Source organism: Psychrobacter sp. 4Dc (assembly GCF_002836715.1).
Lineage (GTDB): Bacteria > Pseudomonadota > Gammaproteobacteria > Pseudomonadales > Moraxellaceae > Psychrobacter.
In genome coordinates, this window is the sequence record NZ_PJAT01000146.1 from 1 (window position 1) to 25,832 (window position 25,832).

At 43.1% G+C, this 25,832-nt stretch carries 23 protein-coding genes; 10 read left to right on the plus strand and 13 right to left on the minus strand.

All coding sequences use genetic code 11. From position 1 onward, the window contains the following. The 7 genes from CXF61_RS14220 to pheA all read right to left on the minus strand — a co-directional run. Positions 1-209 (minus strand): hypothetical protein (locus CXF61_RS14220; protein ID WP_227526693.1); only part of this gene is annotated, 209 nt, incomplete at its 3' end. 182 nt (positions 210-391) lie between these two features. Further along, positions 392-895: a 2-amino-4-hydroxy-6-hydroxymethyldihydropteridine diphosphokinase gene (locus CXF61_RS12675; RefSeq protein ID WP_227526694.1), complete on the minus strand. Its 504-nt coding sequence runs from the start codon at positions 893-895 to the stop codon at positions 392-394. Between the two features lie 19 nt (positions 896-914). After that, the gene (folB, locus tag CXF61_RS12680; protein ID WP_165598462.1) at positions 915-1,352 is read right to left on the minus strand and encodes a dihydroneopterin aldolase; all 438 of its coding nucleotides are present in this window, start codon (positions 1,350-1,352) and stop codon (positions 915-917) included. 42 nt (positions 1,353-1,394) lie between these two features. Continuing rightward, positions 1,395-2,357, minus strand: a complete 963-nt coding sequence (rarD, locus tag CXF61_RS12685) for an EamA family transporter RarD (RefSeq protein ID WP_165598463.1) — start codon at positions 2,355-2,357, stop codon at positions 1,395-1,397. Positions 2,358-2,552: 195 nt separating this feature from the next. Beyond that, positions 2,553-4,886 (minus strand): bifunctional prephenate dehydrogenase/3-phosphoshikimate 1-carboxyvinyltransferase, encoded by a 2,334-nt coding sequence (locus CXF61_RS12690; RefSeq protein WP_165598464.1) that lies wholly within the window; start codon positions 4,884-4,886, stop codon positions 2,553-2,555. Between the two features lie 110 nt (positions 4,887-4,996). Beyond that, entirely contained in the window at positions 4,997-6,139 is a 1,143-nt protein-coding gene (gene hisC, locus CXF61_RS12695; RefSeq protein ID WP_165598465.1) for a histidinol-phosphate transaminase, read from the minus strand. Positions 6,140-6,258: 119 nt separating this feature from the next. Further along, complete coding sequence (gene pheA, locus CXF61_RS12700; protein ID WP_102092477.1) at positions 6,259-7,431, minus strand: prephenate dehydratase; 1,173 nt, start codon at positions 7,429-7,431, stop codon at positions 6,259-6,261. A 465-nt stretch (positions 7,432-7,896) separates the two neighbouring features. On the opposite strand from pheA, the gene CXF61_RS12705 reads away from it, so the two are divergent. Both CXF61_RS12705 and CXF61_RS12710 read left to right on the plus strand, forming a co-directional pair. Then, entirely contained in the window at positions 7,897-8,841 is a 945-nt protein-coding gene (locus CXF61_RS12705; RefSeq protein WP_160021849.1) for a transaldolase, read from the plus strand. A gap of 110 nt (positions 8,842-8,951) precedes the next feature. Further along, on the plus strand, positions 8,952-9,419 hold the full coding sequence (locus tag CXF61_RS12710) for a hypothetical protein (protein ID WP_165598466.1): 468 nt from the start codon (positions 8,952-8,954) through the stop codon (positions 9,417-9,419). A gap of 151 nt (positions 9,420-9,570) precedes the next feature. On the opposite strand, the gene CXF61_RS12715 is transcribed toward CXF61_RS12710, so the two are convergent. Then, a complete protein-coding gene (locus CXF61_RS12715; protein ID WP_057759806.1) occupies positions 9,571-10,137 on the minus strand; it encodes an adenine phosphoribosyltransferase in 567 nt (188 codons plus the stop codon). 374 nt (positions 10,138-10,511) lie between these two features. On the opposite strand from CXF61_RS12715, the gene CXF61_RS12720 reads away from it, so the two are divergent. Both CXF61_RS12720 and CXF61_RS12725 read left to right on the plus strand, forming a co-directional pair. Next, on the plus strand, positions 10,512-10,676 hold the full coding sequence (locus CXF61_RS12720; RefSeq protein ID WP_057759803.1) for a rubredoxin: 165 nt from the start codon (positions 10,512-10,514) through the stop codon (positions 10,674-10,676). Between the two features lie 27 nt (positions 10,677-10,703). Continuing rightward, positions 10,704-11,753 carry an alpha/beta fold hydrolase gene (locus tag CXF61_RS12725; RefSeq protein WP_165598467.1) on the plus strand — a complete coding sequence of 350 codons (1,050 nt, stop codon included), beginning with the start codon at positions 10,704-10,706 and terminating at the stop codon, positions 11,751-11,753. Positions 11,754-12,022: 269 nt separating this feature from the next. On the opposite strand, the gene CXF61_RS12730 is transcribed toward CXF61_RS12725, so the two are convergent. Beyond that, complete coding sequence (locus CXF61_RS12730) at positions 12,023-13,045, minus strand: WG repeat-containing protein (protein ID WP_165598468.1); 1,023 nt, start codon at positions 13,043-13,045, stop codon at positions 12,023-12,025. Between the two features lie 479 nt (positions 13,046-13,524). Between CXF61_RS12730 and CXF61_RS12735 the strand changes: the two genes are divergently transcribed. Then, complete coding sequence (locus CXF61_RS12735) at positions 13,525-14,457, plus strand: DMT family transporter (protein ID WP_165598469.1); 933 nt, start codon at positions 13,525-13,527, stop codon at positions 14,455-14,457. Between the two features lie 150 nt (positions 14,458-14,607). Here the strand turns inward: CXF61_RS12735 and CXF61_RS12740 are convergent, their stop codons facing one another. Next, positions 14,608-16,032, minus strand: a complete 1,425-nt coding sequence (locus CXF61_RS12740; protein WP_102092484.1) for a solute carrier family 23 protein — start codon at positions 16,030-16,032, stop codon at positions 14,608-14,610. Between the two features lie 522 nt (positions 16,033-16,554). Here CXF61_RS12740 and CXF61_RS12745 point away from each other — a divergent pair. Further along, on the plus strand, positions 16,555-17,988 hold the full coding sequence (locus CXF61_RS12745; RefSeq protein WP_165598470.1) for an L-serine ammonia-lyase: 1,434 nt from the start codon (positions 16,555-16,557) through the stop codon (positions 17,986-17,988). 114 nt (positions 17,989-18,102) lie between these two features. On the opposite strand, the gene CXF61_RS12750 is transcribed toward CXF61_RS12745, so the two are convergent. The 3 genes from CXF61_RS12750 to xthA form a co-directional block, all read right to left on the minus strand. After that, on the minus strand, positions 18,103-18,501 hold the full coding sequence (locus CXF61_RS12750; protein WP_165598471.1) for a DUF4377 domain-containing protein: 399 nt from the start codon (positions 18,499-18,501) through the stop codon (positions 18,103-18,105). Between the two features lie 359 nt (positions 18,502-18,860). Beyond that, entirely contained in the window at positions 18,861-20,084 is a 1,224-nt protein-coding gene (argJ, locus tag CXF61_RS12755) for a bifunctional glutamate N-acetyltransferase/amino-acid acetyltransferase ArgJ (RefSeq protein WP_165598472.1), read from the minus strand. Positions 20,085-20,274: 190 nt separating this feature from the next. Next, positions 20,275-21,099, minus strand: a complete 825-nt coding sequence (gene xthA, locus CXF61_RS12760; RefSeq protein WP_057759777.1) for an exodeoxyribonuclease III — start codon at positions 21,097-21,099, stop codon at positions 20,275-20,277. 214 nt (positions 21,100-21,313) lie between these two features. On the opposite strand from xthA, the gene CXF61_RS12765 reads away from it, so the two are divergent. The 4 genes from CXF61_RS12765 to CXF61_RS12780 all read left to right on the plus strand — a co-directional run bounded on the left by CXF61_RS12765 (position 21,314) and on the right by CXF61_RS12780 (position 25,821). Then, on the plus strand, positions 21,314-21,892 hold the full coding sequence (locus tag CXF61_RS12765; protein WP_227526695.1) for a thioesterase family protein: 579 nt from the start codon (positions 21,314-21,316) through the stop codon (positions 21,890-21,892). 6 nt (positions 21,893-21,898) lie between these two features. Beyond that, complete coding sequence (locus CXF61_RS12770; protein WP_165598474.1) at positions 21,899-22,738, plus strand: ABC transporter ATP-binding protein; 840 nt, start codon at positions 21,899-21,901, stop codon at positions 22,736-22,738. Positions 22,739-22,885: 147 nt separating this feature from the next. Then, a complete protein-coding gene (locus CXF61_RS12775; protein WP_227526696.1) occupies positions 22,886-23,662 on the plus strand; it encodes an ABC transporter permease in 777 nt (258 codons plus the stop codon). A gap of 461 nt (positions 23,663-24,123) precedes the next feature. Continuing rightward, on the plus strand, positions 24,124-25,821 hold the full coding sequence (locus CXF61_RS12780) for an AMP-binding protein (protein ID WP_165598476.1): 1,698 nt from the start codon (positions 24,124-24,126) through the stop codon (positions 25,819-25,821). Positions 25,822-25,832: the final 11 nt, after the last annotated feature.

The following is a 25,832-nucleotide window of genomic DNA, read 5'->3' on the forward strand; positions in this document are numbered from 1 at the left end:
GTCATGGCTAAGCGCTTGGGCTCAATATTAATCTCAAGTGGAGTTTCTAGTGGCTCGTCTGGCATATTTGCCACAGGGTAGTTATCTTCGGTAAAAGATTTAAGGTGCTCGGAAGGGGATTTATCGCAGGCAGGTAAAGTAGATATAATAATTATTGCTACTAAACTCTTGATTATTTTTTTATTCAAAAAGTTCATTGGTTTTTGCATAGGTAGTAGTATCTTGAAGATTACATCGTCACTTATACTAACAACTGCTTAGATAATCGCATAGTTTTTATTAGATTTTTGTCTAGGAAACTGATGGGTTAAGGCAGAGTGAGTACTGAACAGCGATGGTTTCAGATAACAAGATACAATGGCGATTAAGATACGTCTACTTATTAGCCAAACTATAGCTTGGTTAAAATCAATTCTTTAACTCCCGCTTCCTCATGCGCTTTAAATGGATAACGATCGGCCATTACAATCCAATCAGACATTGATTTAGATATCGACTCTTTGCTTAGGCTATTTTCTATAGTAACCAATTTAATCATCAAAATATCAATATCCATCGTTACCCGCCGTATTTGCTTAGGCTCAGTCTGTCGACATCTATGACAATCGCCTTCAAGAGTTTTAAAAGTTTGCTGTAGTTGCTGCAGGTGCATCGGTGTGGTCAATGTTAGATGGACACACTGATTGGTATAGTCAGGCTTCGGCTGGTCTACGGTCGCAGTAAAGTCAGGATTTTGAAAAGCAGTAGATAGCTTTATCTCACCCAGCGCTGCCAAGCGCTGCCTAGCAAGCGGGAGATACTTGTCGGCTTGATAGTTACTACCTAGCGCTAACACTACCTCTACCACGGGATGCGCTTGCACAGTCTCAGGTGCACATTGTGTGAACGTTGCCACATTCAAATCCATTGACGTTTTATGCATCATCAGCTTGGCTAACGTTAACTTCTTTGACAGCTTCTTTAGTAGTTAGCTCGTTGGTTGATGCTGGCGCATAGCGCGTTATTTGCACTCCTACCGCATCAGCTTGAGCAATAGCGGTAGGCTTAGCAATGCTCAACGTTATTTTTTGACAGTCATATTTTGCAAATATCTTATCAGAGATCTGACCAGCCAAATGCTCAAGCAGCTTTGCTTGAATCTCTTTGCACCACTCACTCACATCATCGCAGACTTCTTTATAACTCAGGGCATCGCTGACATCATCTGACACAGCAGCACGGCTAATGTCAGTCTCAAGCGCGATATCAATGAGTAATGGCTGAGTAATGGCTCGCTCCCAATCAAACACACCGATTACTGCATCGACTTTTAGACCTTTTATAAATACCACGTCAGACTGAGTATGAAACATGCTTTCATCCTTGTTTGCTAATTTTTTTCGTGTTTTTAATATTTACTTAACCGATTTTAGCGCTTCTTCACGTAGACGCGCCGCTTTTAACGCTTTACTTGGACGATGGCGCCACAGGTCGATGCTGAATAATAGCAGACCTAACCAAATCAAACCAAATACTGCTAAACGATGTAAATCGAATGGTTCTTTATAATAGAACACCGCCAAAAAGAAAATAAAGGTCGGCGTCAGATAGTTCATAAAGCTTAGAATACTGTATGCAACAAGCTTGGTAGATTTATTGAATAATAGAAGCGGTATTAGCGTAATCGGGCCTGCGATCATAAGTAGCCAAATATTTGAGCTAAACCAAAAGCTCAGTTGATGACTTGCCACATCAGATTGCCAAAACCACCAAAGACATACAGGTACTAGCATTGCGGTCTCGACAAACATGGCATCGACAGCAGTCAATGGCGTTTGTCGTTGAATCGTCCCGTAAGTACTAAAGCTAAATGCTAAAATCAACGATATCCACGGCAGACTGCCAAGCATCACCACTTGAATGACGACAGACAACAGTGCAAAGCCAATCGCCACCCATTGCAGGGTACGTAAGCGCTCTTTGAATAAAATCATGGATAGTGCAACGCCAACCAATGGCCCAATAAAGTAACCCAAACTGGCCTCAAGAATACGGTCTTGATTGACCGCCCATACATAGGTCAGCCAGTTGGTTGCGATAATTAAACCAGACAAAAATGTGAATACAATCCATCTTGGATTTTGCTTTAAGGTGTCAATCCACTGCCAGCGCTTGGTCACTACCAGCAGCACCAGCAGACATAAAAATGTCCAAACGATACGGTGACCAATGATCTCCGTCGCGTCATAATCAGATAGCTGTTTGAAGTATAACGGAAATCCACCCCAAATAAAGAACGCGATCAGCGCAGTAATAATGCCGCGTCTGGTTGTGGTTATCGGGGCAACGGGTTTTTTGATGACATTTTGGGTAGTCATAATATAGGACAACTTTTTAGAGCAAAGCGCGCTCCCACCTAATTCTAATTATTATTGTTAATTGAATCGTGAAAGCGCAGGGTTACTACAGTGAGATTATAAGATAAAAAGCAATGTACTCATGCCAATAGTGACATGAGTACATTGCTAACGATATTAGATTAAATCTTTAAGAGTTAACGGTAGCTTAGCGACTTACTCAGCACCAGTATCCACTTGGATAGACATACCAATTTGGTTGGCAAGTTCAGCAAATCCTGGGAAGCTGGTATTAACCGTTTCAACCCCTTCAATGGTAATTTGCTGGGATGCACGCAGACTGGCAACAGAGAAGCTCATTGCAATACGGTGATCATGATGCGAGACAATATGACCGCCACCAAAGACAGGTTGGTCATTGTTGACTTCACCGCTTTCAGTAGCGGCGCCTTTGCCTTCGATAATCAGACCATCATCAGTTACAGTACAATCAATACCAAGTGTATGTAGCCCTTCTGCCATCACAGCGATACGGTCCGATTCTTTGACACGCAGCTCTTTGGCACCAGTCAATACCGTCCGACCTTGTGCACAGCTAGCCGCAATAAACAGCACAGGGAACTCATCAATCGCCAGTGGTACGAGATGCTCTGGTATTTCAATACCGACTAGGCTTGAGCTGCGAATCGTAATATCAGCAACTGGCTCGCCGCCCACGTGTGTTTCATTGTTTAAGCTAATATCTGCATTCATTAATTTAAGAATATCAATGATGCCAGTACGCGTAGGGTTGATACCTACTTGGGTCAAGGTCAGCTCGCTATTTTGACTGATGGCCGCTGCCACCATAAAAAACGCTGCAGATGAGATATCAGCAGGAACCGCGATATCGCCGCCTGTTAGTGTGCCGCCACCGGTGACACTGATGCGATTGCCTTCTACGGTTACCGGGTAACCAAAGGCCGATAGCATACGCTCAGTATGGTCACGGCTAATCTCAGGCTGTGTGACCGTTGTCGTACCCTCGGCCCATAGACCTGCTAATAGCAAGCAAGACTTTACCTGAGCTGAAGCAACTGGCATGTCATACTCAGTACCTTGTAATGGCTTGCCAACTGTATCACGACCAGTGATACTTAGCGGTGCAGTACCACTATGACCAGTGCTCTGAATCACGGCTCCCATCGTGCGTAGCGGTGCTGCCACGCGCTCCATTGGGCGTTTATTCAAGCTAGTATCACCTGTCAACACGCTATCAAACGATTGCGCCGCCAAGATACCAGACAGCAGACGCATACTGGTACCAGAGTTACCCATGTATAAAGGGGTTTTGCTAGGTTTTAAACCATTCATACCGACACCATGAATGGTCAAGTTGCCATTGTCAGGTCCTTCGATAGTCACACCCATATCACGGAATGCTTGTAGCGTCGCTAACGCATCCTCCCCTTCCAAAAACCCAGTAACATTTGTCACGCCTGTGGCAAGACTACCCAGCATAATGCTGCGATGCGAGATAGATTTGTCACCAGGAATCGCGATGGTGCCAGAAACAGTATTGCTAGGGGTAATATTATAAGAAGCTGACATAGCAGAAGTATCCGTATAAGGGGTGCTGGCTAACATATGGCCGAAATGTCGCCGTGCGGCTTGCGCGCGGCCTAAAAGTCCCATCAGGGCGGTTGAATCTTGATCAATGATAAGTTGGCGCATCGTCTGTAAATAGACACCATACTCATCAAGTGCGCTGACAATCGCGCTTTGGTTGGCAAAAAATATATCATGCCACATTTTAGGGTCACTGGCAGCGATACGGGTAAAATCGCGGAACCCACCAGCGGCATAACGAAACATATCTAAATTATCATCATGGCTTGCCAATTGTTCAACCAAATTAAAGGCAAGTAAATGTGGCAAATGGCTGGTGTGCGCTAATATGCGGTCATGATGCTCAGCATCCATTGACATGACATTTGCACCCACTGCTTCCCATAATAGTCGCAGCTTTGCAATAGCAGTTGCACTGGTTGTCGGTAGCTCGCAAATAATGACACTATGATTAACAAATAAACTGGTGCGGCGCGCATGATACCCTGAATTTTCAGCCCCAGCAATTGGATGCGCTGGCACTAATCCTATCGGCAGCGAACCGAACACTGCTTTAGCGGCATCAATGATATTGACTTTAGTACTACAGACATCTGTCATGATGCAGTCACTGGCAAGCTGTCCGTTATCCATCGCTTGTTTGATATCAAAAAACACTGCTTGAACAGCCTGTACTGGTACTGCAATAATGATTAAATCACTGCCAGCGATAACGTCCTGTAAGTTTGCACCACCTGCATCTAGCAGACCATGCTCAATAGCTTCTGTGATACTTGGTGCATGCCTATCGACTGCTACCAAACGCTCGCTCAAGCCATTATCTTTAATGGCTTGCGCAAAACTGGCACCAATCAGCCCAAGTCCAATCACACAAACTTGTTTAAATATAGGTGGCGTAGTATTTAGAGACGATTGAAGTTTATTATTTTTCTGACTACTCACGGCTTTTCTCGTTGGACACACTAAGACATAGATAGAGCCAGTCTTAGTGTTATAAATTTTAATGGCTAATTAAGAACAATTTTTAAATTACAAAGCACTTATGGACGCGCTTAGTCTTCAGTCAAAATAGAACGCAGAGTATCAATCAAACGTAGGTTGTCTTCAGCCACACCTACTGTGATACGCAGCCAGCTAGGTAGTCCATAAGCATCCAACGGACGGACAATAACGCCTTGTTCAAGTAGTGCCTGATGGATAGAAGCAGCGGTTATATCTTCCATCTCAACCTGCACTTCGACCATAATAAAATTGGCATGCGACTTCACAAAACCCAATCCTAGCGCGTCAAACTGCTTTTCTAACCAACGCATTTGCTCATCGTTTATCAGACGAGTTTTTTCGATAAAGTCTTGATCGGCAAGTGCAGCAGCAGCAGCAGCCAAACCGACACGGCTGACGTTAAATGGCTGACGAATACGGTTCAATAAATCCGCCACTGCCACCGAGCTTAGAGCATAACCGACGCGCAAACCTGCCAGCCCATAAGCTTTAGAAAAAGTACGCACAATAATGACATTATCGAACTCATCCAATAATGCGCGGTTGTTACTCTCAGGACTATACTCGATATAAGCTTCATCTAGTACCACCAAGACTGAACTTGGTACACTGGCAACGAACTGGCGCAGCTCTTTTTGCTCTAGCTGCGTACCCGTTGGATTATTCGGATTGGCAATAAAGACGATTTTGGTATTCGGATTGTCTTGTACCGCTTGGCTCATGGCTTTTAGATTGTGGCCGAAGCGTTGAGCAGGCACTTCAATGCCCGTGGCACCTTGCATCTTCGCTAGCATAGGATATACCACAAAAGCATACTGGCTATAGACGATGGCATCATCAGCACCCACAAAGCTACGTGCTAAAATATCGAGCAAATCATCAGAGCCATTACCCAAGGTAATTTGATTGGCATTGACATCGTTAAAATCAGCCAGCGCTTGCTTTAGATAGTAACCGTTGCCATCAGGATAGCGCGATAACTGCCCTAGCTGCTCAGTCACTGCTAGCGTCACTCGTGGTGAGCATCCCATTGGATTCTCATTGCTAGCCAGCTTTACCACGTCTGAAACACCGTACTCACGTGTCAGCTCCTCAATTGGCTTACCAGTTTGATAAGGTGCCAATGCCAAAATACTGTCGTAAGCTGGCGTTAACGGCGATAGATCTGACGCGGTCAATTGAGTAGTCTGCATGGTTTATCCTTAGATGGTGTCTATAAATGCTTTTTTTGAATACTATCTGCAAAAGCTAAGACCCATCTATTATGTATGAATACCTGTGAGTAAGCCTGTAGTTGCCTATAGGTAGTTGTCTATAGGACAGCTTTTGGATATGAGCCTAATATGCGCAAATCTTTGACCAATGGACGAATATCATTGATGGCAGCGCTAACGTTTGGATCATTAACATGACCATTCATATCGATAAAGAATACGTATGCCCACTTGTTAGGACGCTCAGGACGCGTCTCAATACTGGTCATCGATACGCCATGATATGACAAAGGTTTTAATATTTCGATCAGTGCGCCTGCTTTATCATGAGCTGAGACGACGATAGAAGTTTTGTCTTGACCAGATGGTGCAATCGCTTCATGACCGATAATAAGGAAGCGTGTGGTGTTACTTGGATTGTCTTCGATATTTGAGTAAAGCTTATGCAAGCCGTACTCTGCAACAGCGACGTCACCTGCAATCGCAGCTGAATGCCATTCGTTTTTAAGGCGGCGAGCGGCTTCACCGTTGCTTGATACAGCAACGCGTTCAACATTAGGGAAGTTTACATCTAGCCAATGACGGCACTGAGCAAGCGACTGCTGATGCGAATAAATACGGCTCAAGCCATCAATCTTGGTATGCTCAGCAACCAAGAAGTTTTGATGAATTGGCAATTCAACTTCGCCTATGATCTTTAAGGTAGAAGATAAGAAGCCATCTAGAGTATGGTTGACTACGCCTTCTGAAGAGTTCTCGACAGGAACCACGCCATACATCGCTGTCCCCGCTTCGACTTCGCGGAACACATCAGTAATGGTTGTCATTGGCACAGTATCAGCGGCTTTACCAAAGTGCTTGAGCGCAGCGGCATGCGTAAAGGTGCCGACAGGGCCCAAGAAGGCAATACGCTGCGGCGCTTCTAAATCCAAGCATACTGACATGATTTCACGGAATAAACGCGCCATTTTCTCATCAGCAATGGGACCCGCATTACGCTCCATGACAGCTTTTAGCACCTGTGCTTCACGCTCAGGGCGGTAAAAGATAGGATTGCTATTGTCATCAGCAGCGGTATGATTTTTCTTTACCATGGCTACTTGCTGAGCCAGCTTTGCACGGTTATTGATTAACGTTTGGATCTCACAGTCTACTGCGTCAATATTTTGGCGAATATTGTCTAAAAACTCTTTTTCAGTTGCGGTATCGCTAGCGCCTGTAGTGGTTTGATTTAGATTATCCATTGTTTGCTCTGGTGACTGCTCGCTCATTACCGCCCATCCTTTTTAGATTTTATCGCTGTTAGATATTACTATTATTTAAACTCTACTATTATATTGCTATTACTTAGGTAGCACTATTGCCAAATCTGACTGTTTTTTTTAGTTAGAGCCTGATAGTAGAAACTATATTCAAAATCAACCTCAAAACAGTCTATCAAAAACACCCTATATTGCTAGTGCCATTTGGCGTTAATGCTATATTTACTGCCAAATACAGCAGCTTGATACATAGCCGGCTCTACTATAGCAAAAACTAAGGTCAGTGCCCATGCGTAAATGCGTATAAATATACCAACTGTTATTAATATTAGCACAGCTGAGCCAGATAACAGCGACGCATAGCATAACTATGAGGCAACACCTGCCCAAAACTGTGTTACAGTTCCAGTTCAGCTCCCTACCCTGTTATATATAAGAGGAGCATCATATGATTAATAAAAAAAAGGATACCTGATGAGCGCATTACAACAGCTACGCACTATGACCACGATTGTTGCTGATACTGGTGACCTTGCCGCTATTGCCCGTTTAAAACCTATCGATGCAACCACCAACCCAAGCCTTATTACCAAGGCTCTGATTCATCCTGACAACCAAGGCATGTTGTCAGAGACCATGAGTCGTCACAATGGTGACGTGGATGCCGTGATCGATGCGCTGACCATTCAGGTTGGCTGCGATATTTTAGAGCTGATCGAAGGCCGAGTCTCTACTGAAGTGGACGCTCGCTTATCTTATGATACTCAAGCGACGATAGATAAGGCACTGGCCTTTATGGATGCTTATCAAAAAGCAGGCGTCGATTCAGAGCGAGTATTGATCAAAATGGCGGCAACTTGGCAAGGTATTGAGGCGGCGCGCTATCTTGAGACTCAAAATATTCACTGTAACCTGACCTTACTATTTGGACAACACCAAGCGATTGCCTGTGCAGATGCTGGCGTGACCCTGATATCACCTTTCGTTGGCCGTATTCTAGATTGGCAAAAACGCCAACAAAGCCGTCAAAACGTACCGGCTTCTGATGACATGGGCGTACAGTCAGTCAAGCTCATTTACCAGTATTACAAACAGCACGGTTACCAGACGCAAGTAATGGGCGCCAGTTTCCGCTCTACCGAGCAAATTTTGGCATTGGCAGGTTGTGACTTGTTGACGATAGCTCCCAACCTCATTGATGAGTTGGCAGCCATGGATACCGAGGTAACTCGCCAACTGTCTCCGAGTATGTCGATGGATATGAAAGCGATGACTCAGGTAAGCTTAACGCATGAAGAGTTTAGTGCTGCGTATCAGCAAGACAAGGTTACGCAAGACTTATTACCTAAGGGAATTGACGGCTTTATCGGGGCGCGTGACGAGCTGGCCAAGACATTGGCAGCCATTCGCGGACAATAATAGTCACGCGACAGAGCACGACGGATACTGGGCTGGCACAAAAGATATTTGCCTACTAATAGTAAGTTGGCTATCATTACCTACTTCAAACGACAAGAAGCAAGGCTTATATGAAACGGCTATCAATATTATTGGCAGGCAGTGCTTTAGCGATCAGCGCCCAGGCAGTCAACTGGGTAGAGGTGTCCGAGAGCAGCTCTGGATCAATTTTTAGTATAGATTTGGATTCTATTGAAAGCTCTGACATCAGTATCATAGATGAAAAAGACGTCGAAAATATCACGGTATCTATCCTTAGAACCTATCCTAAAGATAAAGATACCAAGTCCGATGACCAGAAGGAAGAAAAAAGCAATATTGACCATAGTGAGCAACAACTGCTCATTTCATGTAAAGACGCCAGTTACTATAGACGAGCCTTTGTTAACTACGATGCTGAAGGCAAAGTAACCAAATCATGGCAGTCAGAAAAACCAATATTGACCACAAAAGACTTTAAAGTCACCACCCCAAAGACAGTCGGTCGTACGGTGATAGAGCAGTCTTGTAAAGACTACGAACAAGACGAAGAGCAATAAATACAGCCTACTTAACACAATACTAAAAAACATTAATACAGTATCGAAAAAAGCGCCCTGACATAGTATCAGGGCGCTTTTTTATTTGGAGAATCGTTTAACTATATCGACAATACGAAGTGTCTAATAGTCAAAGGAATAGTAATTCATTTTAAGCTTTTAGTACCGTATAAACAGGTACTGGGAACTCGCCATGCAAGTCGACCAAGTCCAATAACACTAACGCACCGACCACAGTATGGTCAGCTGATTGACATAGCTCGTAAGCAGTGGTCAACGTACCACCAGTTGCCAAGATGTCATCGACCAATAGTACGCGCTCAGGCGGTAGATTGTTTTGCATCTCAAGCGTGTCTTTACCATATTCCAGTGCATAGGCTTTGTTGGCAACCGGTGGCGGCAGCTTACCTGGTTTACGTAGCAAGATCATGCCTTTGCCCAGACGACCTGCTAGCATACTGGCAAATACAAAGCCGCGCGCTTCTACTGCGCCTAGACAGTCTACCTCGTCCATAAGCCCTTCTGGCAAAGCGGCAAGTAGCGCGTCAATGACAGCGTCAATATGACTGCGCAGTAACGGGGTAATATCATAAAAATCAATGCCAGCTTTTGGAAAGTCTGGTACTGTGCGAATAATCTGCCAAAACGGATGGTCAGTATTGAGCACATGAGACGTCTCATTGTTGGTGGCGGATGTGGCGGCGGCATTGGTACTCATGATGACCCTTAGCTTATGTATTTAGATGGTTTAGCTAGTTTAGATAGTTTAGATAAGACAACAACTGGATGATATATCAGCGATTGATGCTAAGCATTACTGTGAATTTAGCGGCGCTTATTATAACATAATTGGTTTTTGTATGGCGGGCTGGCGTCCAGTCTTGTTATTAAGCGCTAAAAAGGTAACGTATGTGATTGACTTGATAAAAGAAAATTCATCTCAATATACAAGTGTAAACTTAACTATGAAAATTGCGGTTATATGCTAAACTACGTGCGTTTTTGCAGTCTAATATAATAGCTGTAATATTAAAAATGAGCGTTTATAGCACGCTGTAACTGTAATACTGGTAATGATCGATAGGACTATTTATGAAACGTTATGAATGTATTGTCTGCGGCTGGATATATGATGAGGCGCTTGGCTGCCCAGAAGAAGGTATCGCACCTGGTACTAAGTGGGAAGACATCCCTGATGACTGGACTTGCCCTGAGTGCGGTGTCGGCAAGCTTGATTTTGAGATGCTTGAACTGTAGTAGATGACCCTCTAATTAGGACACTTCATGACAAAATCAAATGACATCAATAGTGCCAAATTGCCTGAAACGCTAGATAATAATCTAGAAGATCATCTGAATAACTACCCTACTCCTGAGTGGCGCAAGTTTGGGGAGCACCAATGGCGCGACTCTGACTTGAGTAAGCATCTTCAGCAAGCGATGATCGATATCGGTGATGGTATTGAGTTGTGTGTCGAAGCTGGTGGTAACCCTAATAATCCGCCGCTGCTGATGATCATGGGGCTAGGCTCACAAATGATATTTTGGCCAGACAATTTTATTAAGCGCTTTATCGATGCTGGTTTTTTTGTGATTCGTTTTGATAATCGTGATATCGGCTTGTCTTCTAAAGTGCAGATAGAAGGTTTGCCGCGTATTAGCCAGCTTAAAATGATGGTTCGTCTACAGACAGGGCTGTCTAACAAAAGCACGCAGGTTGCTTATAACTTGACGGACATGGCTGAAGACACTGCACGTCTAATTAAAGCACTCAAGCTTGGTAAGACCCACCTGCTTGGGGCTTCGATGGGCGGTATGATTGCACAAATCGTGGCAGCCCGTTATCCGAGCTTAGTACAACGAATGGCACTTATGTTTACCACGACCAATCGTGCGTTTTTGAAGCCGCCAAAGCCCAAACAGCTATACACCCTTATCAATCGTCCAGAGAGCCATTCTGAGCGTGATATCGTGCGTCATAGCGTTTGGTTTATGAAGACCGTTGGTACACCAGGTCATGTGAATGTGCGTATGGTGCGTGAAATCGCCAAGATTCGCTATCAGCGCAATTTTCACCCGCTTGGTACGGTGCAGCAGCTCAATGCTATCTTGGCATCAGGCTCCATCAGTCGGTTTAGTAAGCAAGTCAAAGCACCAACGATTGTATTACATGGTAGCGCTGATGGACTCCTACCTGCCTCGCAGGGCCGAGTCGTTGCCAAGACTATCCCTAATGCTACGTTCCATCTCATCGAAGGTATGGCACACGATATTCCAGAGTATTATCAGCCTTATATGGTTGACTTAATCAGTAATCATTTATCGAGCAAATAGCTTTAAAAACATCAATGTCGAAAAAAGAGCGTAAAACCTAGCAAAAAATCACGGATTTTACACTCTTTTTTATTGCCTATTTAATCCTAGGGCGTGTCCTCAATTCAATCGATAGCTATCTAAATGGGTTAAAAATGGCTAAATCTTGCCAAATGGTGTCAAATAGCTGGTTAATATCCCGATATTAACCAGCTATTTTCCTTGTTTGACCGCGATTTATCTCATTTTTATCACCATTTTTAAAATGAGGGCACGCCCTAGCAATTGCATCAATCACAAGCAACACCAGCGCCTTCTTTATCAATACACATTTTATTTCCGTTCTTTAGGTTACCAATCCACGCCTTACCACCGGTAAATACAAAGGAAGGTTTGCCCTGATAGCTATCGTTAGCGTTCACACCATTATTAGCAAAGCGAAAAGGAATCACTAGCTCACCGCCTAGATTGACAAAGCCCCACTCTTCACCGATACGCACACCAGCATACTCCTCAGAGAACGGACGCACTTCGTCAAATGAGTACGTAATCATCGTGACATTATTATCATCGACGAAACCCCATTTACCATCTTGCTGACGCGATTGAAGCGTCGTAAAACGCGCTGGTACAGACTGTGATGCTGCGCTAGGTTTTTCGTTAGAAGAAGTAGGTTTGTTCACTGCCTGAGTGTCATTCTGGGCATTTGGATCATTCGCTGCATTACCGTTTTTATCTACCCAACTGGTTGCACGGCCTTTGCGTACACGCGCCACTCCATTACGATAATTGTCAATATCATCAATCGCTGCAGAAAATGAGACAACGGTACTATTGGCTGTGTTAATCACACCATAGTTACCCTCTTTTTTTACCACGATACGCCCATCCGATACAGGCCGCGCCCATCCTTGACTCTCTGTCAATATATCGTACATGGCAGGCACGACTTCGCGGCCCTGCATATTGAGATAACCGACGCGACTGTTGCGCAGTACAGGCAACAGACCGCCTGACAGTTTATCGGCATCGACTTTTTGATAACGTGACAAATCAACGACTCGTTTGCCTTTTTTATCGATTAACGCCACTGGCGCACCAAAGTCTTTTATCGCTAAAAAGTAACTGCTACTAGCCGTGCAGGAGACGTTTTTGTAATAACTTTTTGGGATTTTACAGCTGGCGGCATGTGCGCTAGGCATCAAACACAATGCGCTAGATAGCATCGTCACGACGACACTGTATTGCGATATTTTTGGTAGTAAGCCAGACAATGTATGTGGCTGTTTTTTTGATAGCAATCGTTGAAGCATAAATAAACCTAGACAAATAATATAGATTGTTTGGTATAACCAATCAGACGTTAAATACATTATATCGTCAATCTACTATACATGTGTTGCAGCATTAATATCGCTTGAAGTGCTACACACATATTATCCCTACAAACCATCTCTACAAAAATATCACTTGTATACATCATGCGCTTTCATACTCCTACGAATCGTCACCCTGATACAAATATTTTGATATAAGTACTATTACCCAACTGTCATAAATCTATTGCGAAAAACACAGCCATATCAAACACTTTGATTATTTATTTGCGTCCAACATGCCCAATAATTTTCCTTACAGCCAGAGTATTTGTATTCACCGTAATAAATTATGGTTTTGCCATTTCATTTTGCACTTAAAACCACGACAATATGGCTTTATGTCAACATAAGTTCTGACATGATGTAATGATAATAAGAATGCTGTTATTCAAATACTGTTATAAGGACAAATTATGGCTATTGCTTCAACGCGATCTGCACCTATTGGCTTAGTCATTGGTTGTATCATTTTTGGATTGGGCAGCTTAATTGTCGCTCACGTCGATATTGGTGGTTGGGCCATGTCGTTTTGGCGATTGGCTGTTTCTGGTATTGTATTTGCGGTATTGGCTAAGCTAATGGGCCAACGTATGCCCAAATCAAGACGGGCTATTTTTTATGCATTATTATCAGGGGCGTTTTTGGGATTAGATTTGGCGCTTTGGCATGAGAGTATTTATGCGGTTGGGCCTGGTATTTCGACGCTGCTTAATAGTTTGCAAATATTTTTCTTGGCTGCGATTGGGTTTATGTATTTCAATGAGCGTCAGTCTATCGTGCAGCTTATTAGTTTGTTCTTAGCCATGATAGGCGTGGCGATGATAGGTAGCCCTGAATTCGCACACAACACTGCTGCGACTTGGGGTTTTGTCACTGGTATTGTATCGGGTGCCATGCTAGCGGCATCAATGACCTTTATCCGTAAAACGCATGACACTGAACCGACGCCTATATTTATGCTAATGCAGCTGATTAGTATTGGCGGCGTCTTAGCCATGATTGTACCGATGTTTGTATTTGATACAGGTAATATCCTACCCAATACATGGTCTGAGATTGGCTGGGTGCTTATCTATGGTACGGTAATGCAGTGCTTGGCATGGGGGTTGATTGCCTACTCTATTCCTAAGCTTTCGTTGGCACTGACTGGACTGCTATTGTTGACTGAGCCTATTGCAGCCCTTGTCATTGACTATAGCTGGCTGGACAAGCCGATTAATACTTTACAGTGGCGTGGCGCACTATTAACGATGTTTGCTATTTACTTAGGCTCATTGAAACCAAAACCACGTGCACTTCGCCGCTATCGATTTTTTTCAAGATTTTATAAGCGAGATTATAAATAGTTCCGATACTGCTGTTCGCTACTACTGTTGCTCAATATTGCCATACAAAAAGCGCCCATGCTATCGATAGCATGGGCGCTTTTTGTTAGATGAGATATGCTTTGACCATCTTTATTTGATAGGCGCAAACTTCACTCTCATCAGTATTACTTATTTCGCTTCAGAGCTTTGGTTAAACAAGGCATTCAACACAATAGCGGCTAAAGTAGCAGTACCGATACCGCCTAAATCAAAGCCACCCAAATGCAAGCTAAAATTACCAGTACCCATAATGACCGTTACTGCTGCAATAATCAGATTGCTGTTTTTACTAAAATCAATATGGCTATCGATCCAGATTTTTATCCCAGCAACCGTGATAAGGCCGAAGACAACAATAGAAGCACCGCCCAATAGAGCCGCTGGGATGGTCTGAATGATCGCACCAAACTTTGGTGACAGTCCCAATATGATAGCAACCAAACCTGCTACGACAAATATCGTCGTGCTATACACTTTGGTAACCGCCATGACACCGATGTTTTCAGCGTAAGTAGTAACACCTGTACCACCAAATCCTGCTGAAAAGGTCGTGGCTAAACCGTCCGCCAAAAATGCTCGGCCCATATAAGGAGTTACACGAGCCTTGGTCATGCCCTCTACTGCCTTAAAGTGCCCTAGATTTTCAGCCACCAAAATAAAGGCCACAGGTGCAATTAGGATAATAGCGCTCATCTCAAAGCGCGGCGTATGAATGCTTGGTAGTCCAAACCATGAAGCGGCGGCTACCGTACTAAAATCAATCGCAGTACCAAAGCCTAAAATATTGGTCATGACGAAATAAGCAACGTACGACAGAACCAGACCGACGAGTAGCAACAGACGACGCAACATACCGCGAGTAAATACTGCAACACCACTAATGAGCAATACGGTCAAGGTAGCCATCCAAGCATCAAACTGATTGGCAGACACGCCTTGAATGGTCACTGGCGCCAAGTTAAGACCGATAATCATGACAATCGCACCTGTCACGATAGGCGGCATCAAACGCTCAATCCAACCTGTACCTGTCTTCATCACTAGCAGACCAATCAATGCATAAATAATACCGCAGGCCATAATACCGCCTAGCGCAACATTTAGATTGTCATTGAACCCTGCGCCTGCATAAGCGGTCACCGCGATGACTGGACCAATAAAAGCAAAGCTTGATCCCAAGTAGCTCGGCATGCGCCCACCGGTAATCATAAAGAACATTACCGTACAGATACCAGACATCAAGATAGCTAAGTTAGGATCAAACCCCATCAATAAAGGCGCCAGCACAGTTGCACCAAACATGGCAAACGTATGCTGTATGCCGAGCAATACGCTTTTTGATGGAGGTAAATAGTCGTTGATACCGACTGGATCACGATCCAAATCGCCCTTATAAGGACGCCATGTCGGAAACCAACGGCCATTTTCGAAGTCTGGATTGTGCGGGTAATTGATAGCGGCTGAATCAATGCCTGCAGACTCCAAGGCATTTTGAGTCGATAGATCTTGAGCGCTATTGTCTGACGCTGATGAAGGGTCTTTTTGAGATGGCATGCGCGCTTGTCCTATGTGAGCTAAGCTAAAGTAATAGGCTAGAATAACTGATAAAATAAGAATATTAATAAATGGACATATCTCTAAGGGCTTGTATAAATAGCAGAACGTTAAGTCTTCCTATCTATAATATGTCATCCCAATTCATGCATTTATGTTGTAATATGACAAACCAAAAGTATTATTTGGTATGATAGCCATATCTTGCTAGATGTATGAATACGGATATGTTTGACTGAAAAATTTAGTCTTTTTTAATCCGTCTTATTTTACGATGATAACCAACTTACAGGATGTTACATAGTTGTTGACTGCGAGCATGATAACGGAGTTTCAAAATAAATAAAAGTTATTATTCAACTGCCCTCAGTGCTCATTTACCTTATAACCTTCATAAATAGTGTCTCGCGCCCACCTATCAATGGTGACTAGGAGCGACGGCTGTCTATTATATTTTTCACAAAAGCGCCCAATGCCATAGATAAAATAGGCTAAAGCGCTTAAAACTTTTGGTGACTTATTATGATCAGTGTTTTTGATTTATTTAAAATCGGCATCGGCCCATCCAGTTCGCATACAGTCGGACCGATGGTCGCTGCAAACTTATTTTTGACCTCGCTAACTGAGCAGATGGAACTGACTGCGGTTAAGACCATTGAGATTGAACTGTATGGCTCTTTGGCGGCGACTGGAAAAGGCCATGCAACAGATACCGCTATCTTGTTAGGACTGCTTGGACACACGCCTAGCACGATAGACACACGTATGACCAGTAGCTACCTATCTCCTATCTTCTCTGACAAAATTCTCAATGTATCAGGCACGCATACAATTGCTTTTGATACAGAGCAAGACATCTACTGGTATGACGATACTGTGCTGCCTTATCACCCTAATGCATTGACGCTACGCGCTATTTCAAATGAAGGCGTTCGCTATCAGCAAACGTACTATTCAGTCGGTGGCGGTTTTGTCATCAATAAAGAAGATGCAACTAACCCAGACGAAGATCATGCCAGTCCGACCATCGATAGAGTTCCCTACCCGTTCAATAACGCAGCAGAGCTACTAGAGCAATGTCGTGAGCATGATTTGAACATCAGCGAATTGGTACTGGCAAACGAATGTCACTTCCATACTAAAGAAGAAGTCTTTGCTTATCTAGATAGCATTTGGGAAGTGATGCAAGACTGCGTCAAACAAGGCTGTGAAAATGGCGGTATCTTGCCGGGTGGATTAGATGTAAAACGCCGTGCTCAAGATTTGCATACACAGCTGTGCGCTGAAAAAGACCAACCTATCACCAAGACTGATAAGTTAGCCGCTATGGACTGGGTCGATTTGTACGCGCTCGCCGTCAATGAAGAAAATGCCAATGGCGGTAAAGTAGTCACGGCTCCAACCAATGGCGCAGCAGGTATCATTCCTGCCGTACTGCATTACTATCGTGATTTTTTGCCCAACTACAGCCAAAATGGTGTTCGTAAATTTTTGCTAAACGCCACTGCTATCGGTAGCCTTATCAAGCAAAATGCTTCAATCTCTGGTGCTGAAGTCGGTTGCCAAGGTGAAGTTGGTTCTGCGTGTGCAATGGCAGGCTCTGCACTGGCAGAAATCATGAATGGCACGCCAGCCAAATGTTTAAATGCGGCAGAGATTGGTATTGAGCATAATCTAGGCCTTACTTGTGATCCTATTGGCGGCTTGGTACAAGTGCCTTGTATCGAGCGTAATGCGATGGGCGCAGTCAAGGCAATTAATGCGGCGCGCCTAGCCTGTAGAGGTAATGGTCAGCACTTCGTCTCTTTAGACAAAGCGATAGAGACGATGAAGCAAACAGGTGCCGATATGTCTGATAAATATAAAGAGACGGCACGAGGCGGTCTGGCGGTTTATGCTGATAATAGAATCCCTACAGCAACGCGCGGTGTTAGCGTCAACTACAGTCAATGCTAATCCGACTTCTCGAGAAATAATTTACTAACAATAAACACGTAAAAAGGCCTCTAACGAATTAGAGGCCTTTTTGTCATGTATAACTGCTTTATCGTCTATATATTGCTATCAATATTATTCAGCAGTTTTTGATACCACTTCGTTTAGAATCCATACTGGCTGCACTACGTTTGAGCCTTCTGCTGTTACTGCTTCTTGGCGTACATCTAGGATATAACGATAATTCGGCTCATAGGTAAAGCCTTGAATATTACCATTTAGCGTGGTGTAGTTTTTCTGATAAGTTTGACGATACTGTAAGCACTGTGATTCAACCATGCTACCATCAGTAGCAGTCAAGTCGCATACTGCTTTACGCGGTGCGATTTCTACTTCAAAACTTGGGATGTTTACTACTTTTACATTCATAGGTTGTCCTTCAACAACCATCGTGCGCTCATCATCCATACTCATCGTAGAGCAACCAGAAAGGGCAAAAGTCGTCATCAATGCTGCAAGTGCTAATTTCTTCATTATTCAATCCTCAGATAATTGTTATTGATTCTTTATTGATAGCTTAGTTACTGGCTTATTTATTGATTTAGCTAGTAATTCATTGTTACTTAGATAAACTTATTGTTTTGAACACCTTATCTTGCTTTGCTACAAGCTAACAAGGTCATTTGCTTTTTACTGAAACCAGTATAGGCCGCTATTCGTCTTACCCTCTATAACTGCTTTGTAAAGTAACGTCAGCTTTTGCAACTGATGTTAATGAAGCGTATTGAATAGCAGAGTTATTTGCTACTGAGCAGAAGTTTGACATTAAAAAGCCAAAACAAATATTGTTCTGGCTCTTATACAACTATGCAAATTCTGTTTTTTAAGAATGATCAGCTACGATAATCAGCGTTTATTTTGACGTAATCGTATGATAAATCGCAGGTATATACGGTATCACTGGCATCGCCACGTGCAAGGTCAACATGAATGGTAATCTCAGGTCGACTCATGACTGTTTTGCCCGCCTCTTCTGTATAGTCAGGTGCAACCCCGCCATTTTGGCAAATCATTACCTCGTCTAGATACACATCGACTTGCTCTGTGTCTAGATCTTCGATACCGGCATAGCCCACTGCTGCTAATATGCGTCCCCAGTTAGCATCACTGGCAAAGAATGCCGTTTTTACTAAGGGTGAATGTGCGACTGCATAAGCCACATCGCAGCATTCTTGCGTGGTTTGACCACCAGTCACCTTGACCGTCATGAATTTAGTAGCGCCTTCGCCATCACGCACAATCAGTTGTGCCAGACGGACGAACACATCAGCCAATGCATCGAATACAGGCTGATAATGTGGATGCTCTGGACTATCAATCACCTCTGAGCTAGCAGCACCTGTTGCAATCAACACACAACAGTCATTGGTTGAGGTATCGCCATCGACAGTAATTCGGTTGAAAGACTGCTCATTGATAGCGCTTAGCATTTCTTGCAGTAAGTCAGCGGTGATATTGGCATCTGTCGCCACATAGCCTAGCATGGTCGCCATATTTGGGCGTATCATTCCTGAGCCTTTAGACATACCAGTGACATGATAGCTAGTACCTGCTACATCAATTTTTTGGCTGGATAATTTAGGAATAGTATCTGTCGTGCGAATGCCATTAGCAGCAACTAGCCAGCTATCAGGCGCTAGATTAGCCAATGCATTATCCAGACCTGCGATGACCGCATCACTATTTAACGGTTCACCAATCACACCAGTAGAGAATGGCAATATCGTATTGCTATCTACACCAGCCTTTTCAGCCAATGCTGTACAGATATCAATGGCTCGGCGCTTTCCATCAGCGCCCGTACCTGCATTTGCGTTACCAGTATTAGTGACTAAATAGCGTGGGCTAACTTTAGCAAAGTGCTCACGCAATACTCGCACTGGCGCGGCACAAAAGGTGTTTTTAGTGGTTACAACTGCAGTAGTGGCCTTATCCGATATTTCGATGACTACTAGATCATCGCGGTCTTTGTAGCGAACGCCTGCCGCTGTGGCACTGAGCTTGATGCCGTCGATAGGATAGATAACGTCAGGTACTGATACATTTCCAACAGCCATAATAAAATCCTTATTTTTCAATTTTTATCGTTATTTACGGAATACGAAGTGATAAATATATAGTCAGTTTAAGACAGTTTAGATATAAGGAGAGCTAACTCCAGTATTATAACCAGCAGACTGAACAAGCTGAGCGCCGTCTCTAATTGACATGAGATTGACTACATATAAGTATCACGGTATATAAGTATTACGGTTTCTTTAGATCAAATGCTGACCAAATCGGTGCATGGTCAGAGGGTTTTTCCATAGCACGTAGCTCATAACTGATACCAGCATCAATACATTTATCGATTAAGTCTGAGGTACATAGGATATGATCAATACGTAACCCGCGCTTAGGTTCATCATTGAAGCCGCGACTGCGATAATCAAACCAACTATATAACTCGGTGCTCTCTGGATAATGCAGACGGTAAGTATCTGTCAGCTCACGTGACATCAATGCTGAATACCATTCACGCTCTTCTGGCAGAAATGAGGTTTTTCTGTTTTTCAACCAACGCTTGGCATTAACTTCACCAATACCAATATCGATATCTTCTGGTGCAATATTCATATCACCCATGACGATAATCGAACGACCTTCCGCTTTTAGCGTATCAATATAAGCCATCAAATTGGCATAATAAGCGCGCTTCATAGGAAATTTGGTTGGGTGATCTTGGCTCTCTCCTTGCGGGAAGTAACCATTGAGCACATCCACTTCACGACCTTCAAACTCATAACGTGCATGGATAAAGCGCTTTTGGGCTTCTTCATCTTCGCCAGGGAAGCCTTTTTGTACGAATACAGGTGCAGCTTTAGATAATAGTGCAACGCCGTAATGCCCTTTTTGTCCAAAGTACTCGACGTGGTAGCCCAGACCTTCAATATCGCTAAGCGGAAATTGATCATCATGAACCTTGGTTTCTTGTAGGCCCATGACATCAGGATCGATTACCTCGCGCACTGCCTCGAGCTGATGCTGACGTGCACGGATACCATTGATGTTAAAACTGACAAAACGGGTCATAAACTGTCCTATACTGATTGGTTAGAATATAGCGCTCTATAAATAGGTGAAATATAAACGACTATGATAACAAATGTAAGCGGTTCTAGCGGTTGCATGGCCTGAAATCTTGAGCTAGAGTAACTCTATTATAAGCACTATCTATTATTGGTCTATCTGAAACACTTTTATTCAACAATACTTATTAAAAATATCGAGCATCACTATGACAACAATGAAGCAAAAAAATACGACACCAACCATGAATGATAAGACCAAACCATTATTTGCTAAAGATTATAACGTTTATATTAACCATACTGATGCTGGCGGTATAGTCTATCACGCCAATCACTTGGTGTTTTTTGAAAACTGCCGACGCGACTGGTTTACTGAGCTTGGCTTAAATGGGTATTTTTTGCAGACTGACAGTGGTGAAGTACAGCATTTTGTCGTGAGTCAGGCGGACTTGCAATACAAAAGAGCCATTCTATTAGATGAGGTAATTAGCGTACGTATTGATAAAGTGGAGCTAAAACCTGCCAGCATCATATTTTATCAAAGTATCTATCGCAATCTACCAAATCATAGTACTAACGAAACAGATGATAGCCAGCTACTAAGCAGTACCAAAATTGTCATTGCCTGCGTACAAAACCTCGTCAAACCAGAGCCAATGAGTAATGACGAGATAGGCAGCGATAAACCAGATACTTCAGCGACAACCCCACCAATGCGGCCTATTCGTGTACCAAAAAAACTGCGCGTTACGATCGAACAAGCTATCGACGAGCAAGTGAATGGTCAGCAGTAGAACGCTATGAGCATAGATACGGATAGAGTGTTGCTTGAATTTGATAATCTATGGGTACATAGCCAACGAACGATACGTACTCATAGCATTAAAGATAGCAAAGAAGCACTGAAAAAACCTTCTATGCCGTCTAGCATTTATCAAAAGTGGACAAGCAAGCTAACCGCAAACACTTCACTGGATAAAGAGCCGTCAACTCCTGATCGAATGCTAATAAGTGGTGCGAGCGGTACGCTATTGTCAGGGCAGGTCACTGTTTTGACAGGAGCGTCTGGTAGCGGTAAATCAGTACTATTGCGAGTATTGGCAGGGTTACTTCCCATGAGCAACGGTACTGTTCGTTTGCGCAATGATGGCAAGTTGAGTAGTGATTACTATGATATTCACAAAACTGCACCTGTACTGTGGCGCCAGCAAATTGCCCTACTCGCTCAGCATCCACAGTTGCTAGACGGCAGTGTCCTTGAAAACTTACAAATGCCTTATCAATTGCATGCTCATCAATCGCAGACTTTTGATAGAGACTGGCATGTTGCTCAGCTTGAACACTTAGATAGAAGTGCATATTTTTTGCAACAAGACGCCAAGCACTTATCTGGTGGCGAGCGCCAACTGGTCAATACATTGCGTCTATTGCAACTCAGTCCACAAGTTCTATTGCTAGATGAACCAACTGCTGCTTTAGACATGGACACTTCAGCACAGCTAGTCAACTTACTTATCAGCTGGTTGCACGCAGATGCACAGCGCACACTCCTATGGGTGACTCACGATACAAAAGATATCATGCCTTTGGCAAATAGACACTGGCATATGCAAGCAGGTGTACTCACCGCAGACTCTTGAAGAACTTTTATTCAAGAATATTTAATTAAATAATTAAGTCGTCGCTTAGTTGCTCAGACAATTTATCACGTTAATAACCTTAGCCCTCACCTTGTATTATTACCATAATTACTTCCTAAATAAGCTCATATGAGTGGTACGAATGATATGCAAATTTTTCTCACTTATAGTGATATCGCTCTTGCTAGCAGTTTAATTATTATCGTATTACTCATCTCTTGGCGGTTACGTTTAAAGCTAAGCAAGACCCTTTTAATAGCGGCACTTCGTACGATCATACAGCTGAGCTTTATTGGGCTAATACTGGCGTGGATTTTTGCACGTGAACAATGGTATGAAGTGCTAATCATATTAACAGTCATGACTTTAATTGCAGGAAGTGCCGCCAAAAATCGCGTTAAACGCAGCTATAAAGGGTTATTAACAGATACGTTATTGGCAGTCGGTATCTCAGCAATATTAGTAACGGCGATTGCGATTATAGCGATTTTGAATGTGCAGCCTTGGTATACACCACAATTCATTATTCCTATATTGGGTCTGATACTAGGAAACTCCCTGACTGCCATTTCGTTGACGAGCAATCAATTGATCGAATCCTTCCATGAGCAATCTGGACGTATCGAGATGATGCTCAGTCTATCTGCTAAGCCATTCGAAGCCGTCCATGAGCAGATAAAAGCAGCTATCACTAATGGCATGACTCCCACTTTAAACTCTATGCTAGTCGTCGGTATTGTTAGCTTGCCAGGCATGATGACGGGTCAAATTCTAGCGGGCGCCGATCCTACTCAAGCCGTACGCTATCAAATAGTCACTATGTTCCTGATATGTGTCAGCAGCACGCTTGGCTGCACTATCAGTGCATTACTCATCTATCGACGTTTCTTTAACAAAAAAGATCAATTCATTTTACCGCAATAATTTTGGCATCTACACTCTTTTGTGTTTTGTCAGCTCACCAATATTAGTTATATGTTCCTTCTTTAGTCAGCTCACAAAGTTAATATATTCTTATAAGTTAATATATGTACTGCTCAGTATCGCTTACTGTTATTGTTTTAGACTAAATTCATGCTAATGTATTGCTCAAATGTATCGTTTTTTTGATACTTTATTGGTAAGCAGCAGATAAATAGTTTTAGAACTAGCATTATTTTTATTACTAAACTTTCTATTTATTTGTTCTATTTAACGCTTTGTTTAAATATTTATTGAATAAAATACTGCTACAGCAGCAAAAAGACTAGCTATTAATCAATAGACAGGGATGCTATTGAATATGGTATATACCACCTAAATAAGTGGTGGTTTGTACTATTGATAGATTGACAACTACCTTCTTAAAATACTTTAGCCTATATCAAATCGCAAGGATGCTAACTATGATATCGAACAAACCTTGGCTTTCTCAATATCCAGCCGGTGTGCCAAAAACCATTAATCCCGATAGATATAGCAGCATCATGGAGCTGTACGAAGAATGCTTCGATCGCTTCCGTGGACATCCGATGAGCATTTGTATGGGAGTGACTCATACTTATGGTGATATTGATAATGCTTCGATGGCAGTCGCCGCTTGGCTACAGAACCAAGGCTTGCCAAAAGGCAGTGTCGTCGCTCTGATGATGCCAAACGTTCCACAGTATCTACCAACCATGATTGGGATATTGCGTGCAGGCTACGTTTGTACCCCTGTTAACCCACTATATACTGGCCGAGAATTACGCCATCAGCTTAACGACTCAGGTGCCCAGGCAATCTTTGTGGTTGATAACTTTGCCCAAGCGCTTGAGCAAGTTATTGAAGAAACGGCTATCAAACGTGTCATCCTATCGAAGATGGGCGATATGATGGGTTTGAAAGGTATTTTGGTCAATACAATTATTCGTCAGGTCAAACGCTTAGTACCCAAATACAACCTTAACGATCCTAAGTACCATGTCACTAAGTTTCCTGAAGTATTGAAAAAAGGCAAAAACCTACCTTTTCAGCAACCAAAAATGTCTTTGGATCAAAAAGCATTTTTACAATATACAGGCGGTACCACAGGTCTTTCGAAAGGCGCTATTTTGTCACAGCGTAATATCGTAGCAGCAGCGATGCAATCCGAGGCATGGACTCGCCCTATCACATCAGAAATTAACGAAGTGTATATCAATATGGTGATGGCGCTGCCGCTGTATCATATATTCGCATTCATGCTTAGCCTACTTGGTATGCGTTCAGGCTATACCTTTATACTAGTCCCTAATCCACGCGATATTCCTGGATTTGTTAAAACCTTATCAAAACAACCGTTCCATATTTTCCCTGCGGTTAATACCCTCTTTAAAGGATTGCTCGATAATCCTAACTTTAAAGATTTGGACTTTAGCTCTTTACGTATCTCACAAGCTGGTGGTATGGCGGCTACTGAGCAAACTGCGAATCGATGGTTAGAAGTGACGGGCTGCGCGATGATCGAAGGTTGGGGTATGACAGAAGGCGTTGCAGTCGGCACCGCCAACGTTATTACCAATCGTGAGTTTAACGGTACTATCGGTGTACCAGCCCCTGGTGTCGATGTCATTATTATCGATGAAGACGGCAAGCATGTAGGTTTAAACGAAGGGGGCGAGTTATGTATTAAAGGCCCTAACGTAACCTCTGGATATCTGAATAGAGACAGTAGTGCTGATTTTACTAGTGATGGTTATTTCCGCACTGGTGATATCGTCAGCATGGATGACAAGGGTTATATTAAACTGCTAGATCGCAAAAAAGACATGATCTTGGTTTCAGGCTTCAATGTATTTCCAAACGAAATTGAGTCCGTGATGCTTGATTGTGATGGTATTCTTGACTGTGCGGTCATTGGTATTCCTGATAGTCGTCAAGGTGAAGCGGTCAAAATATACGTAGTACCTGAAGACAATAATGTTACCAAAGAAGTGATTACAGATTTTGCGTTAGACAATCTAACGGGTTATAAGTGTCCACGTCACATTGAGTTTGTGAGTGACCTACCAAAGAGTAATGTCGGTAAAGTACTGCGTCAAAAATTGCGTGAAAAACACAATGCAGACTACCCTCAAGTATAAATAGAGACAAT

Bases quoted from the DNA above. Each gene is read 5' to 3' on its own strand.
- CXF61_RS12730 (WP_165598468.1), bottom strand. From the start codon at position 13,045: ATGCTTCAACGATTGCTATCAAAAAAACAGCCACATACATTGTCTGGC.
- CXF61_RS12715 (WP_057759806.1), bottom strand. From the start codon at position 10,137: ATGAGTACCAATGCCGCCGCCACATCCGCCACCAACAATGAGACGTCT.
- CXF61_RS12765 (WP_227526695.1), top strand. From the start codon at position 21,314: ATGAAGCAAAAAAATACGACACCAACCATGAATGATAAGACCAAACCA.
- CXF61_RS12725 (WP_165598467.1), top strand. From the start codon at position 10,704: ATGACAAAATCAAATGACATCAATAGTGCCAAATTGCCTGAAACGCTA.
- xthA (WP_057759777.1), bottom strand. From the start codon at position 21,099: ATGACCCGTTTTGTCAGTTTTAACATCAATGGTATCCGTGCACGTCAG.
- folB (WP_165598462.1), bottom strand. From the start codon at position 1,352: ATGTTTCATACTCAGTCTGACGTGGTATTTATAAAAGGTCTAAAAGTC.
- CXF61_RS12750 (WP_165598471.1), bottom strand. From the start codon at position 18,501: ATGAAGAAATTAGCACTTGCAGCATTGATGACGACTTTTGCCCTTTCT.
- CXF61_RS12710 (WP_165598466.1), top strand. From the start codon at position 8,952: ATGAAACGGCTATCAATATTATTGGCAGGCAGTGCTTTAGCGATCAGC.
- hisC (WP_165598465.1), bottom strand. From the start codon at position 6,139: ATGCAGACTACTCAATTGACCGCGTCAGATCTATCGCCGTTAACGCCA.
- rarD (WP_165598463.1), bottom strand. From the start codon at position 2,357: ATGACTACCCAAAATGTCATCAAAAAACCCGTTGCCCCGATAACCACA.
- CXF61_RS12720 (WP_057759803.1), top strand. From the start codon at position 10,512: ATGAAACGTTATGAATGTATTGTCTGCGGCTGGATATATGATGAGGCG.
- CXF61_RS12745 (WP_165598470.1), top strand. From the start codon at position 16,555: ATGATCAGTGTTTTTGATTTATTTAAAATCGGCATCGGCCCATCCAGT.
- CXF61_RS12740 (WP_102092484.1), bottom strand. From the start codon at position 16,032: ATGCCATCTCAAAAAGACCCTTCATCAGCGTCAGACAATAGCGCTCAA.
- CXF61_RS12775 (WP_227526696.1), top strand. From the start codon at position 22,886: ATGCAAATTTTTCTCACTTATAGTGATATCGCTCTTGCTAGCAGTTTA.
- CXF61_RS12780 (WP_165598476.1), top strand. From the start codon at position 24,124: ATGATATCGAACAAACCTTGGCTTTCTCAATATCCAGCCGGTGTGCCA.
- CXF61_RS12770 (WP_165598474.1), top strand. From the start codon at position 21,899: ATGAGCATAGATACGGATAGAGTGTTGCTTGAATTTGATAATCTATGG.
- CXF61_RS12705 (WP_160021849.1), top strand. From the start codon at position 7,897: ATGAGCGCATTACAACAGCTACGCACTATGACCACGATTGTTGCTGAT.
- CXF61_RS12735 (WP_165598469.1), top strand. From the start codon at position 13,525: ATGGCTATTGCTTCAACGCGATCTGCACCTATTGGCTTAGTCATTGGT.
- argJ (WP_165598472.1), bottom strand. From the start codon at position 20,084: ATGGCTGTTGGAAATGTATCAGTACCTGACGTTATCTATCCTATCGAC.
- pheA (WP_102092477.1), bottom strand. From the start codon at position 7,431: ATGAGCGAGCAGTCACCAGAGCAAACAATGGATAATCTAAATCAAACC.